The sequence below is a fragment of the Sporomusa acidovorans genome, assembly GCF_900101845.1.
Lineage (GTDB): Bacteria > Bacillota > Negativicutes > Sporomusales > Sporomusaceae > Sporomusa > Sporomusa acidovorans.
Window position 1 is genome coordinate 49325 of the sequence record NZ_FNAM01000010.1, and the last position, 19026, is coordinate 68350.

The 19026-nt window shown below is 47.3% G+C and carries 20 protein-coding genes and 1 riboswitch; of the genes, 18 read left to right on the forward strand and 2 right to left on the reverse strand.

Translation table 11 applies throughout. The features are described from left to right. The first annotated feature begins 83 nt into the window (after window positions 1–83). The 8 genes from BLR65_RS09080 (at window position 84) to BLR65_RS09115 (ending at window position 8067) form a co-directional block, all read left to right on the forward strand. Entirely contained in the window at window positions 84–881 is a 798-nt protein-coding gene (locus BLR65_RS09080) for a VanW family protein (RefSeq protein ID WP_143122537.1), read from the forward strand. 42 nt (window positions 882–923) lie between these two features. After that, the gene (locus BLR65_RS09085) at window positions 924–1946 is read left to right on the forward strand and encodes a SpoIID/LytB domain-containing protein (protein ID WP_093793876.1); all 1023 of its coding nucleotides are present in this window, start codon (window positions 924–926) and stop codon (window positions 1944–1946) included. A 221-nt stretch (window positions 1947–2167) separates the two neighbouring features. Then, window positions 2168–2638, forward strand: a complete 471-nt coding sequence (locus tag BLR65_RS09090; protein ID WP_245692636.1) for a YwiB family protein — start codon at window positions 2168–2170, stop codon at window positions 2636–2638. Then, window positions 2628–4295 carry an arginine--tRNA ligase gene (gene argS, locus BLR65_RS09095; RefSeq protein ID WP_093793877.1) on the forward strand — a complete coding sequence of 556 codons (1668 nt, stop codon included), beginning with the start codon at window positions 2628–2630 and terminating at the stop codon, window positions 4293–4295. The genes BLR65_RS09090 and argS overlap by 11 nt, the downstream gene beginning before the upstream one ends. A 95-nt stretch (window positions 4296–4390) precedes the next feature. Continuing rightward, window positions 4391–4819, forward strand: a complete 429-nt coding sequence (rpoE, locus tag BLR65_RS09100; RefSeq protein WP_093793878.1) for a DNA-directed RNA polymerase subunit delta — start codon at window positions 4391–4393, stop codon at window positions 4817–4819. A gap of 23 nt (window positions 4820–4842) precedes the next feature. Further along, window positions 4843–6459, forward strand: a complete 1617-nt coding sequence (locus BLR65_RS09105; protein ID WP_093793879.1) for a CTP synthase — start codon at window positions 4843–4845, stop codon at window positions 6457–6459. Between the two features lie 83 nt (window positions 6460–6542). After that, entirely contained in the window at window positions 6543–7472 is a 930-nt protein-coding gene (gene sppA / locus BLR65_RS09110; protein WP_245692639.1) for a signal peptide peptidase SppA, read from the forward strand. 13 nt (window positions 7473–7485) lie between these two features. Continuing rightward, window positions 7486–8067 carry a YIP1 family protein gene (locus BLR65_RS09115; RefSeq protein WP_093793881.1) on the forward strand — a complete coding sequence of 194 codons (582 nt, stop codon included), beginning with the start codon at window positions 7486–7488 and terminating at the stop codon, window positions 8065–8067. Here BLR65_RS09115 and BLR65_RS09120 read toward each other — a convergent pair. Further along, window positions 8064–9812: a DUF6044 family protein gene (locus BLR65_RS09120; protein ID WP_093793882.1), complete on the reverse strand. Its 1749-nt coding sequence runs from the start codon at window positions 9810–9812 to the stop codon at window positions 8064–8066. The genes BLR65_RS09115 and BLR65_RS09120 overlap by 4 nt on opposite strands. Window positions 9813–10023: 211 nt before the next feature. Here BLR65_RS09120 and BLR65_RS09125 point away from each other — a divergent pair, with 211 nt between their 5' ends. From BLR65_RS09125 to BLR65_RS09155, 7 genes are all read left to right on the forward strand, one after another. Further along, on the forward strand, window positions 10024–10428 hold the full coding sequence (locus tag BLR65_RS09125) for a response regulator (RefSeq protein ID WP_093793883.1): 405 nt from the start codon (window positions 10024–10026) through the stop codon (window positions 10426–10428). Between the two features lie 28 nt (window positions 10429–10456). Next, window positions 10457–11206, forward strand: a complete 750-nt coding sequence (locus BLR65_RS09130) for a hypothetical protein (RefSeq protein WP_143122538.1) — start codon at window positions 10457–10459, stop codon at window positions 11204–11206. Between the two features lie 42 nt (window positions 11207–11248). Further along, a complete protein-coding gene (gene fsa / locus BLR65_RS09135; protein ID WP_093793885.1) occupies window positions 11249–11893 on the forward strand; it encodes a fructose-6-phosphate aldolase in 645 nt (214 codons plus the stop codon). A 108-nt stretch (window positions 11894–12001) separates the two neighbouring features. After that, window positions 12002–12967 (forward strand): class II fructose-bisphosphatase, encoded by a 966-nt coding sequence (glpX, locus tag BLR65_RS09140; RefSeq protein ID WP_093793886.1) that lies wholly within the window; start codon window positions 12002–12004, stop codon window positions 12965–12967. A gap of 147 nt (window positions 12968–13114) precedes the next feature. Beyond that, window positions 13115–13284, forward strand: a riboswitch (M-box (ykoK) riboswitch). Between the two features lie 195 nt (window positions 13285–13479). After that, entirely contained in the window at window positions 13480–14760 is a 1281-nt protein-coding gene (locus BLR65_RS09145; protein WP_245692641.1) for a magnesium transporter MgtE N-terminal domain-containing protein, read from the forward strand. Beyond that, window positions 14760–16037: an Nramp family divalent metal transporter gene (locus BLR65_RS09150; RefSeq protein WP_176772715.1), complete on the forward strand. Its 1278-nt coding sequence runs from the start codon at window positions 14760–14762 to the stop codon at window positions 16035–16037. The genes BLR65_RS09145 and BLR65_RS09150 overlap by 1 nt, the downstream gene beginning before the upstream one ends. Window positions 16038–16275: 238 nt before the next feature. Next, on the forward strand, window positions 16276–17148 hold the full coding sequence (locus BLR65_RS09155; protein WP_245692643.1) for a peptidoglycan DD-metalloendopeptidase family protein: 873 nt from the start codon (window positions 16276–16278) through the stop codon (window positions 17146–17148). A gap of 52 nt (window positions 17149–17200) precedes the next feature. On the opposite strand, the gene BLR65_RS09160 is transcribed toward BLR65_RS09155, so the two are convergent. Further along, window positions 17201–18133, reverse strand: coding sequence for a bifunctional UDP-sugar hydrolase/5'-nucleotidase (locus BLR65_RS09160; protein WP_093793889.1), 933 nt, complete (start codon window positions 18131–18133; stop codon window positions 17201–17203). On the opposite strand from BLR65_RS09160, the gene BLR65_RS29655 reads away from it, so the two are divergent. Genes BLR65_RS29655 through BLR65_RS09170 form a run of 3 tightly spaced genes read left to right on the forward strand, consistent with a single transcriptional unit; the run spans window position 18128 to window position 18984 of the window. After that, window positions 18128–18277 (forward strand): hypothetical protein, encoded by a 150-nt coding sequence (locus BLR65_RS29655; protein WP_176772716.1) that lies wholly within the window; start codon window positions 18128–18130, stop codon window positions 18275–18277. The genes BLR65_RS09160 and BLR65_RS29655 overlap by 6 nt on opposite strands. A 42-nt stretch (window positions 18278–18319) precedes the next feature. Then, window positions 18320–18739, forward strand: a complete 420-nt coding sequence (locus BLR65_RS09165; RefSeq protein ID WP_093793890.1) for a hypothetical protein — start codon at window positions 18320–18322, stop codon at window positions 18737–18739. Then, window positions 18736–18984, forward strand: coding sequence for an anti-sigma-F factor Fin (locus tag BLR65_RS09170; protein ID WP_093793891.1), 249 nt, complete (start codon window positions 18736–18738; stop codon window positions 18982–18984). Before BLR65_RS09165 ends, BLR65_RS09170 begins: the two co-directional genes overlap by 4 nt. Window positions 18985–19026: the final 42 nt, after the last annotated feature.

A 19026-nucleotide genomic window follows, 5' to 3' on the forward strand; every position in this document is an offset into this window, starting at 1 on the left:
CTCCATGGTATTCTTTCTATCGGCAGGAGGTGAACGAGATAAAAAAAATTTTTCATTTACCGCTATTAATATTTAGTATTGTGATGGCGCTTAGCATGGGCTGCGCTTTAAAAGAGCCTGCCCCCAAACCGGAGGAGCGCCTGATTGCCGACAATGTAACAATTGAGGGGCAGGTTGTGGGTAATATGATACCAGGGGAAGCAAGCCGAGTTCTTGTTAACTTAGCTAAAGCCAAAGACATACCGGCGGTAAACGCCGGTTTTGACCCGGATAGCGGGGAAGTGATGCCGGAAAAGCCGGGTCAGCGTTTACAGGTTTCCGCTACTCTTAACGCCTTGCTGGCAGCTAAAGCCGGCGATAGCGTCACACCGGTTTATGAAGTATTTGCCCCCGATATTACCAGGGACAAGCTGGCACGCAGCCGTAAATTAGGCAGCTACACAACGAACATTTGGGACAGGAGTCCGGGGCGTATGGCCAATATTCGCTTGGGGGCCAAATTGATTAATAACACCGTTCTTGAACCCGGGCAGGAATTTTCCTTTAATCGGATTACCGGTGAACCCACCGCGGAACGAGGCTTCCAGCCTGCCATTGTATATGGGGACGATGGGGAAAATCAGGAAGAATTTGGCGGCGGCCTGTGTCAGGTATCTTCGACATTATATAATGCGGTGCTGGCCGGCAACCTAAAGATCACCGAACGTCATCCCCATTCCCAGCCGGTCAATTATGTACCGCCGGGCAAGGATGCAACTACCTATACCGATAAGGATTTCCGCTTTATGAATAACACGCGGCGGAAAATCATGCAGCGCGCATTTGTCGAAGTTGAGGCTGCACGGCTTACGGTGGAACTTTGGGAATTACCCGACGTATAAACAAAAGTCTGCCAAGCCATACTAAGCGTGAGGTGGGAGCGCATGAAAAACAAAACACTCAATACCGCACTAGTTGTAGGCATTATAGCAGCATTCGTCACGGGAGTGTATACGCTACTCAAGCCTCCCGCCCAAAAACCGACGCCGGCACCCGCGCCGGCTCCCATGGAACAGGTACCGGCTCCCGCACCCGCACCACAGCCTATTGCCGGTGTTCCTCAATTCGACGCAGCGAAATATCCCAACGAACCACAAATAAGGGTCTATTTGGCCGATAAAGGAACCGTAGAGACTATGCCCCTGGAAAAGTACATTGAAGGGGTAATTGCCCAGGAGATGGAAGCCAATTGGCCTATGGAAGCATTGGCAGCACAGGCCATCGCTTCGCGTACGCTGACAATGAGTGCGATTGAGACCGGTACGATAAAAAAACTGCATAATGCTGATGTCAGTACATCCAAAGAGGAATTGCAGGCTTTTGCCCCACAAAAAGTCAATGAGAGCGTAAGACAGGCTGTGCTCAAAACGCGCGGCGAAGTGCTGCTGTATGCCGGTGGTCTTGTTAATGCCATTTACAGCTCTTGTAACGGTCAGATTGGCGCCACTAAAGAAGAAAGTTTTCCTAAAGAAATTCCCCATGACACGCCGTATTTTCAGACAACTAAGGATAATTGCTTTACTTATGCCCCTGAGGATATAAAATTCTGGACAGTGAAAATTCCCGCATCCCAGGTTGCCGCCGCCGTCGGCTATGACGGTGATCCGGCGGATATCCGTATTGTGGAAAAAGGGCCGTCTGGACGTATTCTCTTCATTGGGGCCGATAATAAAAAGATATACGGCTCTGACTTTCGCCGGGCTATTGGTTATGATCGCTTAAAATCAACCCTTATTACGGATATGACTTATGAAGACGGTAATTTTATTTTCAAGGGTCAGGGCTGGGGAAATGGCGTTGGGTTATGCCAATGGGGTGCCTATACATTTGCCAAAGAAGGAAAGGTGGCCGAGGACATCATTTGCTTTTACTATCCGGGGGCTGAAGTAAAAAAACTGTGGCCATGATTTTTCAAGAATGTGTGAATGTTTAACTGATTTCTGCATACATTAATTACGCGAGGTAGTATGGCGGCTACCTCCCGGGGACTGCGCCGCTTGTCTGGTACGCACGGACAGGCGGCGCAATTTATATTTTCGATGATTTTTTTTTGCTGCCGATACCTTGTGAATATTGGCAACAGCTTTCGATTACGCTATAATAATAAAGTTAAGGTTCTGGAAAGGGAGTGAGTCTAATTACGCAGGGTACGGAATTTGATCAGGTGCTTATCACGGTAAAAGGCTCACAACGGGATGCTCATGGGGAAGAAGATCAGATTGAATTGTTCACGCAGGGGCGGAGATATACGAAGAATGGCATTCATTATATCACCTATCAGGAATCCGAAATCAGTGGTATGGAAGGTGCCACTACACTTTTAAAAATTTATACCGATCATGTTACGCTGGTGCGTATGGGAGGGATTGATCAACGACAGGAATTCCGCCTGGGGAAACGCTGTCGCTCCGAATATATCACGCCCTATGGCACCATGCGGCTGAGTGTACATACAACCCGGCTGGTTATGAACCGTACTGAGGATAATAGCCAGGTGACCGGAATCGATATGGAGTATGAGCTTGAAATTGATGGACAGTGGCAAAGTGCCAATACGCTGGCTGTCCATATACAGGGGGATAAAAGAAATGGACATTAGACAACAGCTAATTGCCGCTATTGGACAAGCAGCGGCAAAGGCGGTGGCTGACGGTGTATTCTCTGCCGGGCAGTTGCCGGAAATAGTGTTGGAAGTACCGCCGCAAAAAGAGTTTGGCGATTACGCCACAAATTTTGCCATGCAGTCGGCCAAAGCGGCTAAAAAGAATCCACGGGTGATTGCCCAGGCGATTATTGACCGTCTCAGTGAGCCATGGCTGGAAAAAGCTTTGCTTGCCGGGCCAGGTTTCATTAACTTCTATCTTAAGTCCGATATCCTGTACCAAGAATTAGCGTCAATTCTTGCCGCCGGAGAGAATTTCGGCCAAACAACCACCGGCCAGGGAGAACGCGTGCAAGTTGAATTTGTCAGTGCCAATCCCACCGGACCGCTGCATGTCGGCCATGGGCGGGGAGCCGCCGTCGGCAGTGCGCTGGTTAACTTGCTTAGGGCGGCCGGCTACAAGGTTGAGGCCGAATATTACATTAACGATGCCGGCAATCAAATGGATAACTTGGCTGCCTCAGTGAATGCCCGTTATTTAGAACTCCTGGGAAAGAAAGTTGAATTTCCCGAGGATGGCTATCATGGCCGGGATATTATTGATACGGCCCAGCGGATTGTTGACAAGTATGGCGCTCAATATCTCAGTATGCCCGAACCGGAGCGGCTGGCCGAATTTAAAGAGTTGGGCCTTAAGGAAAAACTGGCAGCCCTTAAAGAAGATTTGGAACAATTTGGCGTTACCTTTGATGTTTGGTTTAGTGAACGCACCCTCCATAACAGCGGCGCGGTGGCGGCAACCTGCGAGCTTTTGCAAAGCAATGGTAATATTTATGGAAAAGAAGGGGCTTTATGGTTAAAATCAACTGCCTATGGCGATGATAAAGACAGGGTGGTTATCCGCGACAATGGCGTACCGACCTATCTGGCGGCCGACATTGCTTACCACCGGGATAAATTTGCCCGTGGGTTTGACCGTGTTATTAATATCTGGGGCGCGGACCATCATGGCTATATTTGCCGGGTTAAGGCCGCAATCAACGCTATGGGGTACAATGCGGATCATCTGGAGGTAATGATTTTGCAAATGGTAAGCCTGTACCAGGGCGGTCAACTGGTGAAAATGTCCAAGCGGACGGGGCAAGGCGTAACGTTAAGTGAGCTGATAGAGGAAGTGGGGCGTGATGCCGCCCGGTTTTTCTTTATTATGCGCTCCACCGACAGCCAACTGGATTTTGATCTTGATTTAGCGAAATCTCATTCTAATGAGAATCCGGTGTACTATATTCAGTATGCCCATGCCCGGATAGCCAGTATTTTCCGCCAGATGGCTGATGCCGGCCTACCGGTTCCGGGCGCCTGGGATCAGGTCAAACTTGATATATTAACAGAACAGGCAGAAATTGACTTAATCAAAAAAATGGCTAAATTTCCGGAGGAGATCGCCAGTGCCGCCAGGGAGCGTGCGCCCCACCGGATTGCCCGGTATGCGCATGAACTTGCCGGTATGTTTCATACTTTTTATAATCAATGCCGGATTATCGGGGTCGATCCGACGCTGCAGGCCGCCCGTCTGGCGCTGGTGACCGCCGTACAAACAACAATAAAAAAATCACTTGCTATTCTGGGAGTTGCTGCTCCTGATAAAATGTAAACCGTTTGCTTCAAGAATGTTCTAACAACCGGGAGGAATTTATCTCTGCACGTTGAATATAAAACGCGGATTGTTAAGTGCGGAGGTTGAGAATTATGGCAAATAACCTATCGAAGAATAATATTGACGAAGTCGATGCAGCATATTTGGTTTTAAAAACAACTGGTCATCCGTTGCACTACCGAGAATTAATTGAGCAGGCGACAGTTGCTGCCAAAGGAAGCGCAACCCGTCCGCCGGCCTATGTGATTGCCGATATTCATACCCGGATTAATCTGGATAGCCGGTTTGTACATGCCGGCAAAGGCATGTGGGGGTTGGCCGAATGGTCGCCACAGCGCATTAATTTGCACGAAGTGGAAGAAACGGCATCTTCGAGTGACACCCAAAGGCGCGAGAAACTGCTTGCAGCTATTCAGCAGGATTTGGAAACGGAAGAATCCTCGGGCATAGCTGATTCTGATCACTTATTGGAAGTTGAGCATGAGATAGATGAGGAAGAGGACGAAGAAGTAAATGCGTAGGAAGTTAGTAGGAGGATATTTAAATGGCTAAATATATTTTCGTTACCGGCGGTGTGGTTTCTTCGCTGGGCAAGGGGATCACAGCGGCATCCCTGGGGCGTCTTTTAAAAAGTCGCGGGCTTAAAGTTACCATTCAGAAATTTGATCCATACATTAATTTTGATCCGGGAACGATGAGTCCTTATCAGCATGGTGAGGTATATGTCACAGAAGATGGCGGGGAGACCGATCTTGACCTTGGCCATTATGAACGGTTTATTGATATTAATTTGAGCAAGAGTTCCAATGTGACAGCTGGTAAAATATATTGGTCAGTGATCAGCAAGGAACGCAAGGGAGACTATTTGGGCAGCACCGTTCAGGTAATCCCCCATATTACCAATGAGATTAAGGAACGTATTTACCGGGTCGGCAAAGAAGACAACGCGGATGTTGTTATTACCGAAATCGGCGGCACTGTTGGCGATATCGAAAGTTTACCCTTCCTGGAGGCTATTCGTCAGGTTAAAAAAGAAGTTGGGAAAAACGGCGTACTTTATATTCATGTTACGCTTGTGCCTTATATATCGGCAGCCGGCGAGCTTAAAACCAAACCTACCCAGCACAGTGTAAAAGAACTTCGCAGTATCGGCATTCATCCCGATATTATTGTTTGCCGCACCGAACATGAAATATTACCGGAAATGAAGGAAAAACTGGCCTTATTTTGTGATATTGATGTGGATGCCGTCATTCAGAATAAAAACGCCGCCAGCATCTATCAGGTACCGCTAATGCTGGAAAATGAAGGCCTTGACCGGATTGCCATGGAAAAGCTTAATCTGGACGATACCGGCGCCGACATGACGGAATGGCGCCAAATGGTGGAAAAGATTATGAATCCTTTGCATAGTGTGCGGATTGCGATTGTCGGCAAATATGTTGCTTTACAGGATGCCTACATGAGTGTGTCGGAGGCACTGCGGCATGGCGGCATTGCCAATGATACCGCGATTGAAATTAAATGGATTAATGCGGAGAATATTGAGGACGAACAGGTCGAGCTGGCCGATTATTTGAGTGATGTTGACGGTATTTTAGTGCCTGGCGGTTTTGGTGACCGTGGGGTGGAAGGCAAGCTGAAGGCCATTCGCTATGCGCGGGAGAACAAGGTGCCCTTTTTTGGCTTGTGTCTCGGCATGCAAACGGCGGTGATCGAATTTGCCCGCAATGTTTGCGGTTTAACGGATGCGCACAGTTCCGAATTTAATCCTGCTACGCCTCATCCGATTATTGATTTAATGCCCGATCAGGTGGCTATTGAGGAGAAGGGCGGTACTATGCGGCTTGGCGTATACCCCTGCAAGGTTATGGAAAATACCTTGACTTACAAAGCCTATCAAGACGAAATTATTTATGAGCGGCATCGCCATCGTTTTGAATTTAATAATGCCTATCGTGAAAGGCTGGCCTCAGCCGGGATGATTATCAGCGGCACCCTGCCAAACGGACGGCTGGTTGAGATTGTTGAATTAAAGGACCATCCATGGTTTGTAGGCACGCAATTCCATCCTGAATTTAAGTCGCGCCCCACCAATCCGCATCCGTTGTTTAGAGAATTTGTCAAAGCATCACTTGCCAATAGGCTGGGTAAAATATAAGAGAAAACTGTTGGATACTATCCAACAGTTTTCTTTTCCGGATTGAATACTATATAAAACAACAAGTTGATTTAAGGAGGTATATGATGTTTAAACGCTCGGTGGTTATTTTTCTGGCCATTATTATTGGCATTTCCATGCTGGGGGCGCTGTTTATTACTCCTAAGGTAAATAAAAGCAAGCACAATGATAAAATTGCCGTCATTTATGTGGACGGCATGATAGTCGGCGGTCGTGGACAGGTTAATTTGTTCACCGAAGGCGGGGGAACCGATGCGCTAATCCGCCAGCTCCATGCAGCGCGCGATGACGCTTCGGTTAAGGCCATCGTACTGAGGATAAACAGTCCGGGCGGTACGGTTCCGGCATCACAGGAAGTGGGCGAGGAGCTTAAAAAAGTTCGGGCAGCCGGCAAACCGGTTATTACCTCTATGGCCGATATGGCCGCCTCCGGCGGTTACTGGCTTGCCGCCTGCACAGATAAAATATATGCCAATCCATCCACTATTACCGGTAGTTTAGGGGTATATATGCCCTATTCCAACTGGGAGGAATTATATAAAAAAATTGGTGTCCGCCAGGAAAAAATTAAAAGTGGTCCGCATAAAGATATTTTATCACCAGATCGCCCGCTGACAGAAGAAGAACGAGCCATTATTCAGGTTATGGTTGATGATATGTATAATCAATTTGTTGAGGTTATTGCCGAAGGCCGTCATCTTGATCCGGCTACAGTGCGTGAACTTGCGGACGGGCGTATCTATACCGGCCGCCAGGCCAAAGAATTTGGCCTTGTTGACGAATTAGGCAATATGTATGACGCAATTGACGGGGCTGCCGCTCTTGTGGGTATTCAAGGCAAGCCGGAAATTATTGAATATGGCAAATTAAATGCGCTGGAGGCTTTGTTTGGTGCGCAAGACAGTTATTATAACAAAGAACAGCAACTGCTTAAGCAGCTTAAAGAAATGCTCTCTTCGGCCGGCCCTGCGGCCGCACCCCAGAGCTATTAGGGGGGATTTTTGAATGGGCAATTTTCTGGAAACGATTTATGATGTGTTATTTAACCCTAAGACCGCTATGCAAGTTATTGCCGATAAAAAACTAATCGGGCAAGCCTTTGCCATGTTTACGATCGGCATGCTTGTCCCGGTTTGGGCAGTTTATACAGGTATCAGGGCTACGCAGGGCATACCTGCTGTTGGTTTTTTATTTGTTTTGCACTTTATCGGCAGTTTGCTGCTGTGGATCATGGGGGCCTGTGTATTACACTTTATCGCCGAATTGGCGGGCGGCCGGGGAACGGCTGTCGGTCTGTTTGCTGCCTTGGGGTTTGCTCACTTGCCAAGGATAGCGGCAATACCTCTGGGCGTTATTGCCGCCCTGCTGCCTGACGGCCTGCGCGGCGTCGCCTTCGGAGTTATCGGCTTGCTTATTGTTATTTGGACCCTGTCGCTTGATGTTGCCGCCATTCGCGGCGCTCACGGCTTATCGGCCGCAAAGGCGGTACTGGTACTGGCTGCCCCGTTATTGGTACTGATCGGCGGTATTGTGGTTGTTGTCGTTTTTCTTGGTTCAACATTACTGCAACTGCCATTTCACGTTTAACGTACCCGGTACAGGTAAATTTCCCAAATTGACCAGTCTTCACTAAATTTTTGTAAAAATTCAAGACCATTTTCCCGGTAATTTGTTATTTCGGCGGCGGATAGGATATATTCGCCGCCTAATCTTTTGAAAGCCTCCATATCCAGTTCCAGATGATTAAGCTTTAATTGATAGGACTTTCGCACCTCATAGTATGTAAGCTCTGCCGGGAAGATATAGCAGGTGATTCCCCAATCGTCAAAATATTTTTGCCAAAATGGGTTTTTTGCTAATTCCTTGGCCATAATCTGCCGGAAGGCGTGTTTATAGGCCAGCGGATAAATATTAAGCCGTCCGTCAAGGGTGTAAAAACCATGGTATTGGGTAATGGCCGGATAAATACCGATCGTGGCTATCCGGTAATCTTCTTTGGGACGGCCGATATAATCGTCTACTTGTTGAAAAAGACTGTCGGCGAAAAACTGACCGTAGGTAATATTTTCGTAAAGCCATTCATTTTCAATTACCGATATGTCGGCGTGTTGTTTTAAAGCCAAGTGATATTCAATGTTGTTGCCAAACAGGTAACTTAGCTGCAGGGCGATCAGGACAGCGGCCAGTATTTTACCGATATAGCGGATGTTGGCGACAATTTTTAGGCATAAGGCAAAAACTATATACCAGATAATAGGATGCAGCCAATGAAACCGTTGAACCTGAAAGGCATTAAAGAAACTGCTGCCCGCTACGGCCGACATAAAAAATTCAGAGTAGCGAAATCCGTAAAAAGCCGAGATAGCCAGGGCGATTGACAATAACACCAAAATGGCTTTAAGCTCGCGGCGGTGCCGCCAGCCGGTAAGCAGTGCAAGCGGCACCGCAATACCAAGAATATACTTATGCAGACTGACGGCATGATACTGGCCGTTAACCAGGTTGTCGGCAATTAAGGCTTTAACACCGGACCAGTCTTTCGACTGCCCTAATACAATCCGGTTAATTTCTTCACGGCTGGAAAGAAAGCCCTGGCTAAAAAAGAAATTATAAAACAGCCAGATTTCCGTTATGACATAGCAGCCGGTTAAGAAGGCAATGGCGCCCCAGAAATTCGGGCGCGGCTGCCGGTAACGCCAGTAATCGTATAAGGCGGCCAGGCCGAGAACGGCAAGAATAAACACACCGGCAAGCGGTAATGAGGAATAGAGGGCAAATAGGACAATAATCAGAACATTTGTGTTCATTTTCCGGTCATAATAGGCATTAAGCATCGCATAGAATAGTAAGGGCTGTCCGGCGATCGACAGACCATAGACCGTATAGAAAGGGAGGGTGGCAAATGCCGCGGCGCCGGCCCAAACCAGCCAAGCCTGGCGATTATCCGCCAAGACGTAGTGTTTAAGCAAAAGATACATACCCATATAGGCCGTCATATGGACCAATAAGAGATTAATCAGGTAGGCGCGGAAGGGCGGCAGGATCATATAGAGCCAGGTAATGATATTAAAACCGCTGGGCAGACAACTGCGCGGCAGTTCGCCCAGCATTTGGCTGACTGTGCCTGTTAGGTCAAAAACCTTGCCGCTTTTTACAAGTACAATCCAAGCGGTGATCCAGTCAAGGTTATCATTAATGGTAAAATGGGCGTTTTGCCGCAAAATAATAAAAGGGGCCAGATACATAGCGACTAACAAAGAAAAGAATAAAGCCGCCTTATGGCTGGTGATCCAGGCCCAATAGTTGTGTAGATTGTGGAATGGATGTGTCATAATTCTACCTCGCAAATTGGTTTCATTACAAAGTTTAGCATAAATGGGCCGGGTTTTAAATTTATTTTATAGGAATTTGGAAAAACTAAAAAGAATTTCTATTTTCTTCCAGTAATTAGCAGGAGATTTTTAATTCAGTGCGAATACAGATATACTAAGAAGACTAATTCCAATTTTCTGTCAAAACTACGGAGAAAGTAAGGTGCATTACATGAGCAATTCCCAAGCTACCATTCTGGTAATTGACGACCAACCTGGGATTCGGAGATTGCTAACCGAGGTTCTCCAGGACGAAGGTTATCACGTAATTACGGCCGCTAACGGCTACGAGGGTATACAAGCTGCATTGACTGTAAATCCTAACGTCATTCTGATGGATATGAAGATGCCCGGCATGGACGGAATTGAGGCGCTAAAAGAACTTAAGCGTCAGGGACAAGGCGATCAGGTCATTATGATGACTGCGTACGGAGAATTGGATATGGTTAATGAAGCAAAGGAAGCTGGTATGCGGGATTATATTACCAAACCATTTGATATTATTTCGCTGTGCCAGATTATTCAGAACAATATTGGCGCTAACTTTGGCGATGCACGCCGGTTAATGATCGGCTGATTTTTATTGAAAATAAGTTCCGGGGCATATGTCCCGGTTTATTTTCGTTGCTATCGGTGCTGCCGGATGTTACCAAGTTGCAAAGAGCAGGCAGGATTTTTACCTCTGGCGGCGAAATACAGGAAACAAGGGGGGATATCCATTGGTCATTAACGCTGTTTCTACATTAGCACTATATTGCTCGCGCTGCGGCAAAATAGAGCTTCATCATGTCTCCCGGTTTGCTATCAATAATTCCGCCTGCCAACTTGCCTGTAGCTGCGGTCAACTACAAGGGACTATATCGGGTGCGGGACGGCGTCAATATTTATTAGATATTCCTTGTCTTGTATGCGAAACAAATCACCTGATTTTTCTTGACAGTAACCTGTTTCGGCAACCGAAGGTAAGCAAAATTTACTGTGACCAAGCAAATCTGGAACTGGGGTTTGTAGGCAGTCCGGAAGCGATTGCGGCGACTATTGCCAAACATAAGCAAGAGGTGGCTAGTTTAGCCAGTGAACTGGACGGACAAGCTGATGGTCAGGCAATAGAAAATTCTCAAATTTTACTGGAGATTTTAAATAAAATTCATGATATTGCCGAGCAGGGAGGGGTATACTGCTCTTGCGGCAATACAGATGTTGATGTTGATGTACTAGTTGATGCTGTAGAGCTTTCCTGCAGTCAGTGCGAGGGGCGTCTGGTAATCTCAGCTAAAGATGAACAGGATTTAGCCAGGATATCGGCCATGGGCGTTATTGAACTGGCACCTCTCAGGCGCACCAGTCGTAAATAGCTTTTGTGGTAGAGAATAAAAGAAAAGGTGAGTGAGTTACCTGTGAAATTTTTCCTTGATACAGCTAATATTGGCGAAATCAAAGAAATTTTGCCAATGGGGGTTGTGGCAGGCGTAACCACTAATCCGTCGCTTATTGCTAAAGAAAAGCAGGATATTAAGACGGTAATTAAAGAAATTGCCGCATTGACGCCGGGACCGGTAAGTGCCGAGGTTATTGCCACGAATTTTGACAAGATGCTGCCCGAAGCGCGTGCATTGGCTAAGCTCGGTGACAACGTGGTAATTAAAGTTCCGGTAACGGTTGACGGTCTGAAAACAACCCATGCTTTGGCCGCCGAAGGCATTAAAACCAATGTTACCCTAATTTTTTCAGCAAATCAGGCATTGTTGGCTGCGCGGGCGGGAGCCGCCTTTGTCAGTCCGTTTGTTGGCCGGCTTGACGATATCAGTCAGGACGGAATTGCTCTGATAAAAGATACGGCTGATATTTTTGCCATACATGGAATAGAGACAGAAATTATTGCCGCCAGTATCCGTCATCCGCTCCATGTGACGCAGGCCGCACTGGCGGGAGCGCATATCGCCACCGTTCCGGCAAAAGTATTAAAGACGTTGTTAAATCATCCGCTTACCGACGCAGGTATCAAACGTTTTCTGGAAGACTGGCAAAAAGCCAATCTATAGGGTAAAATGTAAATAGGTAAACAAGGGTATCAAGCTCATGTATAGAGGAAGGCCGGGCGGTGCCCGGCATCATTTTTCCCCTAGCAAGAATTAAGGAGATGTGGCATTATGGAACGTGAACTGGCATTAGAGTTCGTACGGGTTACTGAGGCTGCGGCTGTTGCGTGCGGTCGCTGGATGGGACGTGGAGATAAAATTGCGGCTGATCAAGCTGCGGTAGATGCAATGCGGGCTGCTTTCGATACGGTAAGTATTAGCGGCCGGGTCGTCATTGGTGAGGGTGAAATGGACGAAGCACCCATGCTGTATATCGGCGAAGAAGTTGGTCATGGCGGTCCGGAAGTAGACATTGCCGTTGATCCGCTGGAAGGAACAAATTTAGTTGCCAAAGGCTTGCCGGGTTCAATCGCTGTGCTGGCCATTGCACCGTGCGGCTGCCTGCTGCATGCGCCGGACATGTATATGGATAAGATTGCCGTAGGTCCCATGGCAAGAGGCAAAATTGACATTAATGCGCCGGTGACCGAGAACCTCAAAGCCGTGGCTGCCGCGCTGCAACGTAAGGTGGAAGATGTTACGGTGGTTATTCTTGACCGGCCGCGCCATGCTGCCATAATTAAAGAAGCCCGTGATGCCGGTGCCAGAATTAAGCTGATCAGTGATGGTGATGTATCGCCTGCTATCAATGCGGCTATTGAAGGTACAGGCGTTCATATGCTGCTGGGTATCGGCGGCGCTCCTGAGGGTGTATTGGCCGCTGCTGCAATCAAATGCCTGGGCGGCGATATGCAAGGCAGGTTGTGGCCGGAAAGCGATGCCGATATAGAGCGGGCCAGGACAATGGGGATTACTGATATTAATAAGGTCTTTACCCTCGATGAACTGGTTAAGGGGGATGACGTTATCTTTGCCGCAACAGCCATTACCCAGGGCGATTTACTCAACGGAGTACGCTATTTTGGGGGCGGGGCCCGTACCCATTCTATTGTAATGCGCGCATCGACAGGTACGATTCGCTTTGTTGATGCCATTCATAAGTTTGAGAAAAAACCGATGCTTATTAAGCGGGCATAAGAAAGCGGATATTCTTAAAAACATGTAAATTTATAAAGATACCTCTTGCAATTATTTATTGTAAGAGGTATTTTTAATAAGGAATAGCGAAATCATATTTTTATGATTGACGTTACCTGATATTCGATCATACACTATACCAAACTAAACATTCTCTGTTAGGTGAGGCTCCTGCATAGAAAAATGCCACTGCCCGGAAACGTCGAGAGACGCCAATGGGTTAACAGGTTCTACCGAATTAAGGTTTTACTTAATGTGGCTGAGTGATATCCCGCTCTACGTTATGCAGTGCTAAAACTAAACGAGTAGAGAAGGTCACAGACAGTTACTTAGCGATTCAGATAGACCTTCTTCACAAAAGAGAAGGTCTGTCTTTTTTATTTCTGACCAGAAGGAGGTGGTGTTGTGGATTCCGGCCCTGAGAGTAAGACCCAATATAACAGGCAAAAGCCCTGCTTATCGCTTCACGTGAATTTGGTAGGCCGGGCCTGTGCAAAAGAGGAGGTATGGATATGACGGTGATGATTAATGAATTTTATTTTAGTCAGCTCCTGGGAAAACCCATTCTTGATATCGCTGGGCGGCGGATTGGCCAGGTTAAGGATATGGCAGTCAAATGGGACGGCGCCGCACCGCGGGTAACAGGCATTAAATACGGACGGAATATCCAAGGCTTGGTGCCGATACAGTTTGTTGCGGAAGTGAGTGACAGGCAGGTAAAACTCGCTGGCGAATTTTCCCCGCAGGTTATGATGCCGCTCTATGAGGATGAAATTTACGTCCGCAAATGGCTGCTTGATAAGCAGATTATTGATTTTAAGGGATCTAAACTGGTCCGGGTCAATGATATTACTTTGACGTGGATTGTCCATGAACAGCAGCGAAATTTAGTCTTGCTGGCCGTTGATGTCGGGTTGCGGGGACTTTTTCGGCGACTTGGCTTGGAATTTTTGGTCAAACGTTTGGCGCAAAATTTTATTGGCTGGCAGTTTATTAAGCCTTTGGAAGACCGGACTTCCAGCCTGCAGCTTAGCCGTGACAAGAAGCAGTTCAGCCAGCTGCATCCTGCGGATATCGCCGATATTGTCGAGCAGTTGGATTATAACAGCAGGGCCAGTTTTATCAAGAATTTGGATACACGGCAGGCGATTGAGGCTTTGGCTGAAATGGATCTGGATACCCAGATAGAAATTATTACTCAAATGGATCAGGAACAAGCCTCCGATCTTTTGGAAGATATGCCGCCTGACGAAGCGGCAGATATTTTAGGCGAGCTGCCTGACGAAAAATCACAGGCATTGCTGAGCTTAATGGAATCCGACGATGCCGAAGAAGTGCAGGAATTAATGAATTATCCTGACGCTACGGCAGGTGCCCTGATGACAACCGAGTACATTGGCTTGTCTGCCAAACTTACGGCGGAAGAAACCATTGAGAAAATACGCGAATTAGCGCCAAACGCAGAGACTATTTACTATATTTATGTTCTGGATGACAAAGAAATGTTACTGGGAGCACTTTCCTTACGTGAGCTTATTCTGGCGTCTCCCCAGGCTAAGTTGGAATCGATTATGCATGAAAAAGTGATTTATGTACGGCATGAGGATAGTCACCGCAAAGTGGCGGATATTATCCACAAGTACGGCTTACTGGCAGTTCCGGTTGTTGATGAGCAAAATAGCATGCTGGGCATCATAACGGTTGATGATGTGCTGGAAATCCTGATTCCTGAACGCGGTAGAGGGGATGTGGGTTCCGGGTATATTGTCAATAGACGCCTCTGGAGGTGGTAATGGTGAAAGCGATTAAAGGTATTCGTGAGCGTCTCGGCCTTTTCTTAGCCGTTATGGGACCGGGTATTGTTACGGCGTTTGCCGATAATGACGCCGGTGGAATTGCCACTTATGCGGCGGCTGGGGCCAAATACGGCTATGCTCTCTTATTTACCATGTTTGTTGCTACGGTTTGTCTGGCTATTGCCCAGGAGATCTCCGCCCGGACCGGTGCTGTCACAGGCAAGGGACTCGCAGACTTAATTCGTGAGCAATTTGGTGTCAAGTGGACGCTGTTTGCCATGGTTGTCCTTTTAATTGCTAATATCGGCACTACCGCTTCCGAGTTTTCCGGAGTGGCGACAAGTTTTGAAATATTTGGCGTGAATAAATATCTATCGGTGCCTGTAATAGCCGGAGTGGTCTGGTGGCTAGTTGTTAAAGGCAGCTATGAACGGATTGAAAAAATTTTCCTAGCATTGTGTGTAACTTTTTTTAGCTATATATTATCCGGTATTATTGTTAACCCGCCTTGGCAGGAGGTCCTGGTCGCCTCGGTGACCCCTTCTTTTTCCCGGGATACCGAATTTCTGTTTATGGCAATCGGTGTAATTGGAACAACAATCACGCCCTGGGGCCAGTTTTACGTGCAAGCTTCCATCGTCGATAAAGGCATTGTGGCCAAAGATTATGTGTATACCCGCTGGGACGTATTTATCGGTTCGTTCTTTACCGGGTTGGTTGCCTTTTTTATTATCGTAGCCACAGCGGCAACTTTGTATGTTAACCATATATCCATGGAAACCGCAAAAGATGCGGCTCTGGCATTAGAGCCGCTTGCCGGTAAATACGCCAGCTTGCTTTTTGGTTTTGGCTTATTTGGCGCTTCTATGCTGGCCGCCTTTATTTTGCCTTTGAGTACGGCTTATGCGATTTGTGAAGCGTTTGGTTTCGAACATGGCATGGGTAAATCCTATGAGGAAGCCCCGGTGTTTTTTGGCTTGTATACGGCGCTGATTGCAATCGGCGCCGCCTTGGTGCTCCTGCCGGGATTGTCACTTTACAATGTGATGCTTATTTCGCAAGTGGTCAACGGCGTTTTGCTGCCGCCGATCTTAATCTTTATGGTTGTAATCGCCAATGATAAAAATATTATGGGTGAGTATGCCAATTCCCGGATGTATAATGTGCTTTCCTGGTTTTTCACCATTGTGCTGATCCTGTTGACTGTACTATTACTGGCCGCTACAGTCGCACCGGACGCAGTGGACTGGGTCATGGTTTTTTTTGGCCTGTAATTCATGTAGTACACCGGGAATATTGCCGATTTAAAAGGGTTACCTGCGGGTAACTCTTTTTAAATTTATGAATATCCGGAATACTGTTGCAGACAGCCATAGGATAAAAAGCTAAGAAAAATAATCCAAGTTATGCATAATTTGAGAGCCTGCCCGATATGCTAATACTGGGGATTGTATTAGCAGATTGGGCAACAGCTGTTAACCAAAATAAGACCAGTAAGCGAGGTGAGGTATTTTGCCGAAATATGATGCCAAGCAATGGGCCTGTCTGGGAGGCGCTGCCTTGTTCGCCGGTATATGCGCTCTTCCTATTGGACCAAAACCGCTGCCGGATGTTATTAATTCCCCGTCGACAACTGAAAATCAGCCTGCCAAGGTACAGGTTGCGGCAGTTTCTCCGCAACCGGTGATAAAGAATCACACTGTAAAAGACGGAGATACGTTATCAGGGATAGCCGAACAATATGGTATTGATTTGGAAACATTAGAAGCCGCCAATCCGGGTATAAGTGAACTCATCCACCCGGGTGATGAGCTAGTTATATTGCCGCAAAAGGGAGCTATTCATCAGGTAAGCACCGGCGATACCTTATGGGATATTGCCCATACATACGGAGTGCAGATAGAATCAATTAAAACGGCTAATGCTAAAGATAGTGATCAGGTAGCTGCCGGTGAAAAACTCTTTATTCCCGGTGCGCGTTGGGCCCGGGTCGATACGGCGGTGGCCCGGGGCTCGGCCAGCCGGTTTATCTGGCCGACAAAAGGCGAGATATCCTCGCCGTTCGGCTGGCGATGGGGCCGGCTCCACGAGGGCGTTGACATTGCCAATGATATTGGCACCTATGTTATGTCCGCAAGGGCCGGCCAGGTGATTTGGGCCGGCTGGCGGGGCGGTTACGGTTATGCGGTTATGATTGATCATGGTGGTGGTTATGTCAGTTTATATGGCCATTTAAGTGACTTTTATGTGGAACGCGGGCAATTTGTACGGGCCGGTCAGCGGATAGCCTCTATGGGCAATACCGGCAATTCGACAGGACCGCACCTGCACTTTGAAATCCAAAAAGATGGCCAACCGGTAGATCCTATGGGGTATCTGCCGTAAATGAGAAATGCCGCGTCGGCCGACGCGGCATTTCTCATTTATTTTCTCACGGTTATGGACGTTTGCTAAGATGCTGCAGTGTAGCATCATGGTAAGGCCAGGCGGCGTCGCTCATACCCTTGTCAGCCGGAGCGAGGGCAGCATACACATTGTTGGTTTCCGTATGAGTAACCAACCACTTTTTACCTATTTTTTCGAAAGTCAGATCCGTTTTGCTGATACTGCTGCCGAATTTAGTGGGAGTAGCCGCCGCCACACCGTTAATGACGATACCATCGTTTTTGATCACGATAATCGTATCGACTTTATTTTGTAATTGTTTGGTGGCACTCAAAATGGCGTCTGCCTGATCGGTTACTTTAAGGCCGGCGTAATTTTTATCCGTAATATCCGGCTGGGCAGATGAAACGCCGATAATACCGATACGGATTTTTTCCTTCTTTTTGTCCTTACCCACATTAAGTTCCTTAATGGTATAAGGCTTAAGCGCCGACCAGGTTTTATCCGAGGTGCGGATATTAGCTGCCAGTACGGGGAATTTGGCAAGGGCCATTGCTTTAGAAAGATAGAGCGGACCATAGGCGAATTCGCCCGCGCCGAGCACGACAGCATCATAGTCGAGATAATTATACATGGCCATCATGGGGTTTGGCAGCTTGGATGGCGTAATGGCAAAATAGTCAGTCAGCGCAGAACCGGAAAGCATGTTGCCGCCATCCACCAGGATGGTATACGGATTGCTCTGCCGTTCTTTTTTTACCAGGCTGGCAACTTTAACTAAGCCGAATTCGGCTGTCCGGGGAAAATTATAATCCCAGTTGATCAAATGACCATTAACGCCTGCCGTCGCCATGATGGTTACTTTAACCGGTGCCGGTGCCGTTACGGGCGATTTTTTGGCGGCAAACGAACTGGCTGGCAGGCACCAGATTACGGTTAATGCCAGCGCCACCAGCCGAAATAATTGTTTATACGAGTTTTGCAAGACTATCCCTCCAGAAATATTACTGTTTCCTGTCATCATCATTTCGTCATGCAAGCAGTTTTTTCCTGTCGGAGAATACCTGTAAAAGCAAAAATTACCGATTTGGGGATTGGCGGTATAGAAGGCTATTTTCTGGGGGAATAATAAACATGGTTTAAACAAGGCTGGCAAAGCTGCGAGGGGATCATGGCCTATTTAATTGCTATTCTCATGGCCGCGTTGAGTTTCCTGCTCAATCGGTTTTGTTTGTACTACATTGGGTCGATAACCGTTATTAGTACGGGCCCGGTGGTGGAAGAGACAGCCAAAACCTTATTCGCTTACTATCTGGGAGCTGATATTATGACTGTCCATGTTGTATTCGGCATGATTGAGGCCGGCTATGACTGGTGGCAGGGCCGGCGGGGAAATCTGGCCGCCCCTTTTTTTAGTATTGGCGGTCATAGCCTGTTCGGAGCGGCAACCGCCGGGATGTTATCCCTGACAGGCGGCATCTGGGGTGGTCTGGCTGCCGGTCTAATTCTTCACATGACGTATAATGTCGCTGTTATTAAATGGCTGGCTGCAAGAAACGGGAACAATTCAGAAGAGAGGGATAATCCATGAAAATTTTATATACGTGCGAATATTGCGGGGATCATATTGATACATTAGAAGTAGATGAAGTGGATGAAGTCAAGTTTGGCTTTGATCGCTTGACGGCCCAGGAACGTCAAGATATAATTAAGACTGATGCTGCGCAAAATACCATCTACGTAAAATCGCTGTGTGACCAATGTATCGCTTCGATGGGACTGGATGACCCGATTGCGCTCGGCATACCGGAGGTTAATAAAGGATATATTCATTAGGGCATGATCATTAAAAAATACATATAAAGGGCTTTAGCCTAG

Bases quoted from the DNA above. Each gene is read 5' to 3' on its own strand.
- BLR65_RS09080 (WP_143122537.1), top strand. From the start codon at position 84: ATGGCGCTTAGCATGGGCTGCGCTTTAAAAGAGCCTGCCCCCAAACCG.
- BLR65_RS09085 (WP_093793876.1), top strand. From the start codon at position 924: ATGAAAAACAAAACACTCAATACCGCACTAGTTGTAGGCATTATAGCA.
- argS (WP_093793877.1), top strand. From the start codon at position 2,628: ATGGACATTAGACAACAGCTAATTGCCGCTATTGGACAAGCAGCGGCA.
- rpoE (WP_093793878.1), top strand. From the start codon at position 4,391: ATGGCAAATAACCTATCGAAGAATAATATTGACGAAGTCGATGCAGCA.
- BLR65_RS09105 (WP_093793879.1), top strand. From the start codon at position 4,843: ATGGCTAAATATATTTTCGTTACCGGCGGTGTGGTTTCTTCGCTGGGC.
- sppA (WP_245692639.1), top strand. From the start codon at position 6,543: ATGATGTTTAAACGCTCGGTGGTTATTTTTCTGGCCATTATTATTGGC.
- BLR65_RS09115 (WP_093793881.1), top strand. From the start codon at position 7,486: ATGGGCAATTTTCTGGAAACGATTTATGATGTGTTATTTAACCCTAAG.
- BLR65_RS09120 (WP_093793882.1), bottom strand. From the start codon at position 9,812: ATGACACATCCATTCCACAATCTACACAACTATTGGGCCTGGATCACC.
- BLR65_RS09125 (WP_093793883.1), top strand. From the start codon at position 10,024: ATGAGCAATTCCCAAGCTACCATTCTGGTAATTGACGACCAACCTGGG.
- BLR65_RS09130 (WP_143122538.1), top strand. From the start codon at position 10,457: ATGTCCCGGTTTATTTTCGTTGCTATCGGTGCTGCCGGATGTTACCAA.
- glpX (WP_093793886.1), top strand. From the start codon at position 12,002: ATGGAACGTGAACTGGCATTAGAGTTCGTACGGGTTACTGAGGCTGCG.
- BLR65_RS09145 (WP_245692641.1), top strand. From the start codon at position 13,480: ATGACGGTGATGATTAATGAATTTTATTTTAGTCAGCTCCTGGGAAAA.
- BLR65_RS09150 (WP_176772715.1), top strand. From the start codon at position 14,760: ATGGTGAAAGCGATTAAAGGTATTCGTGAGCGTCTCGGCCTTTTCTTA.
- BLR65_RS09165 (WP_093793890.1), top strand. From the start codon at position 18,320: ATGGCCTATTTAATTGCTATTCTCATGGCCGCGTTGAGTTTCCTGCTC.
- BLR65_RS09170 (WP_093793891.1), top strand. From the start codon at position 18,736: ATGAAAATTTTATATACGTGCGAATATTGCGGGGATCATATTGATACA.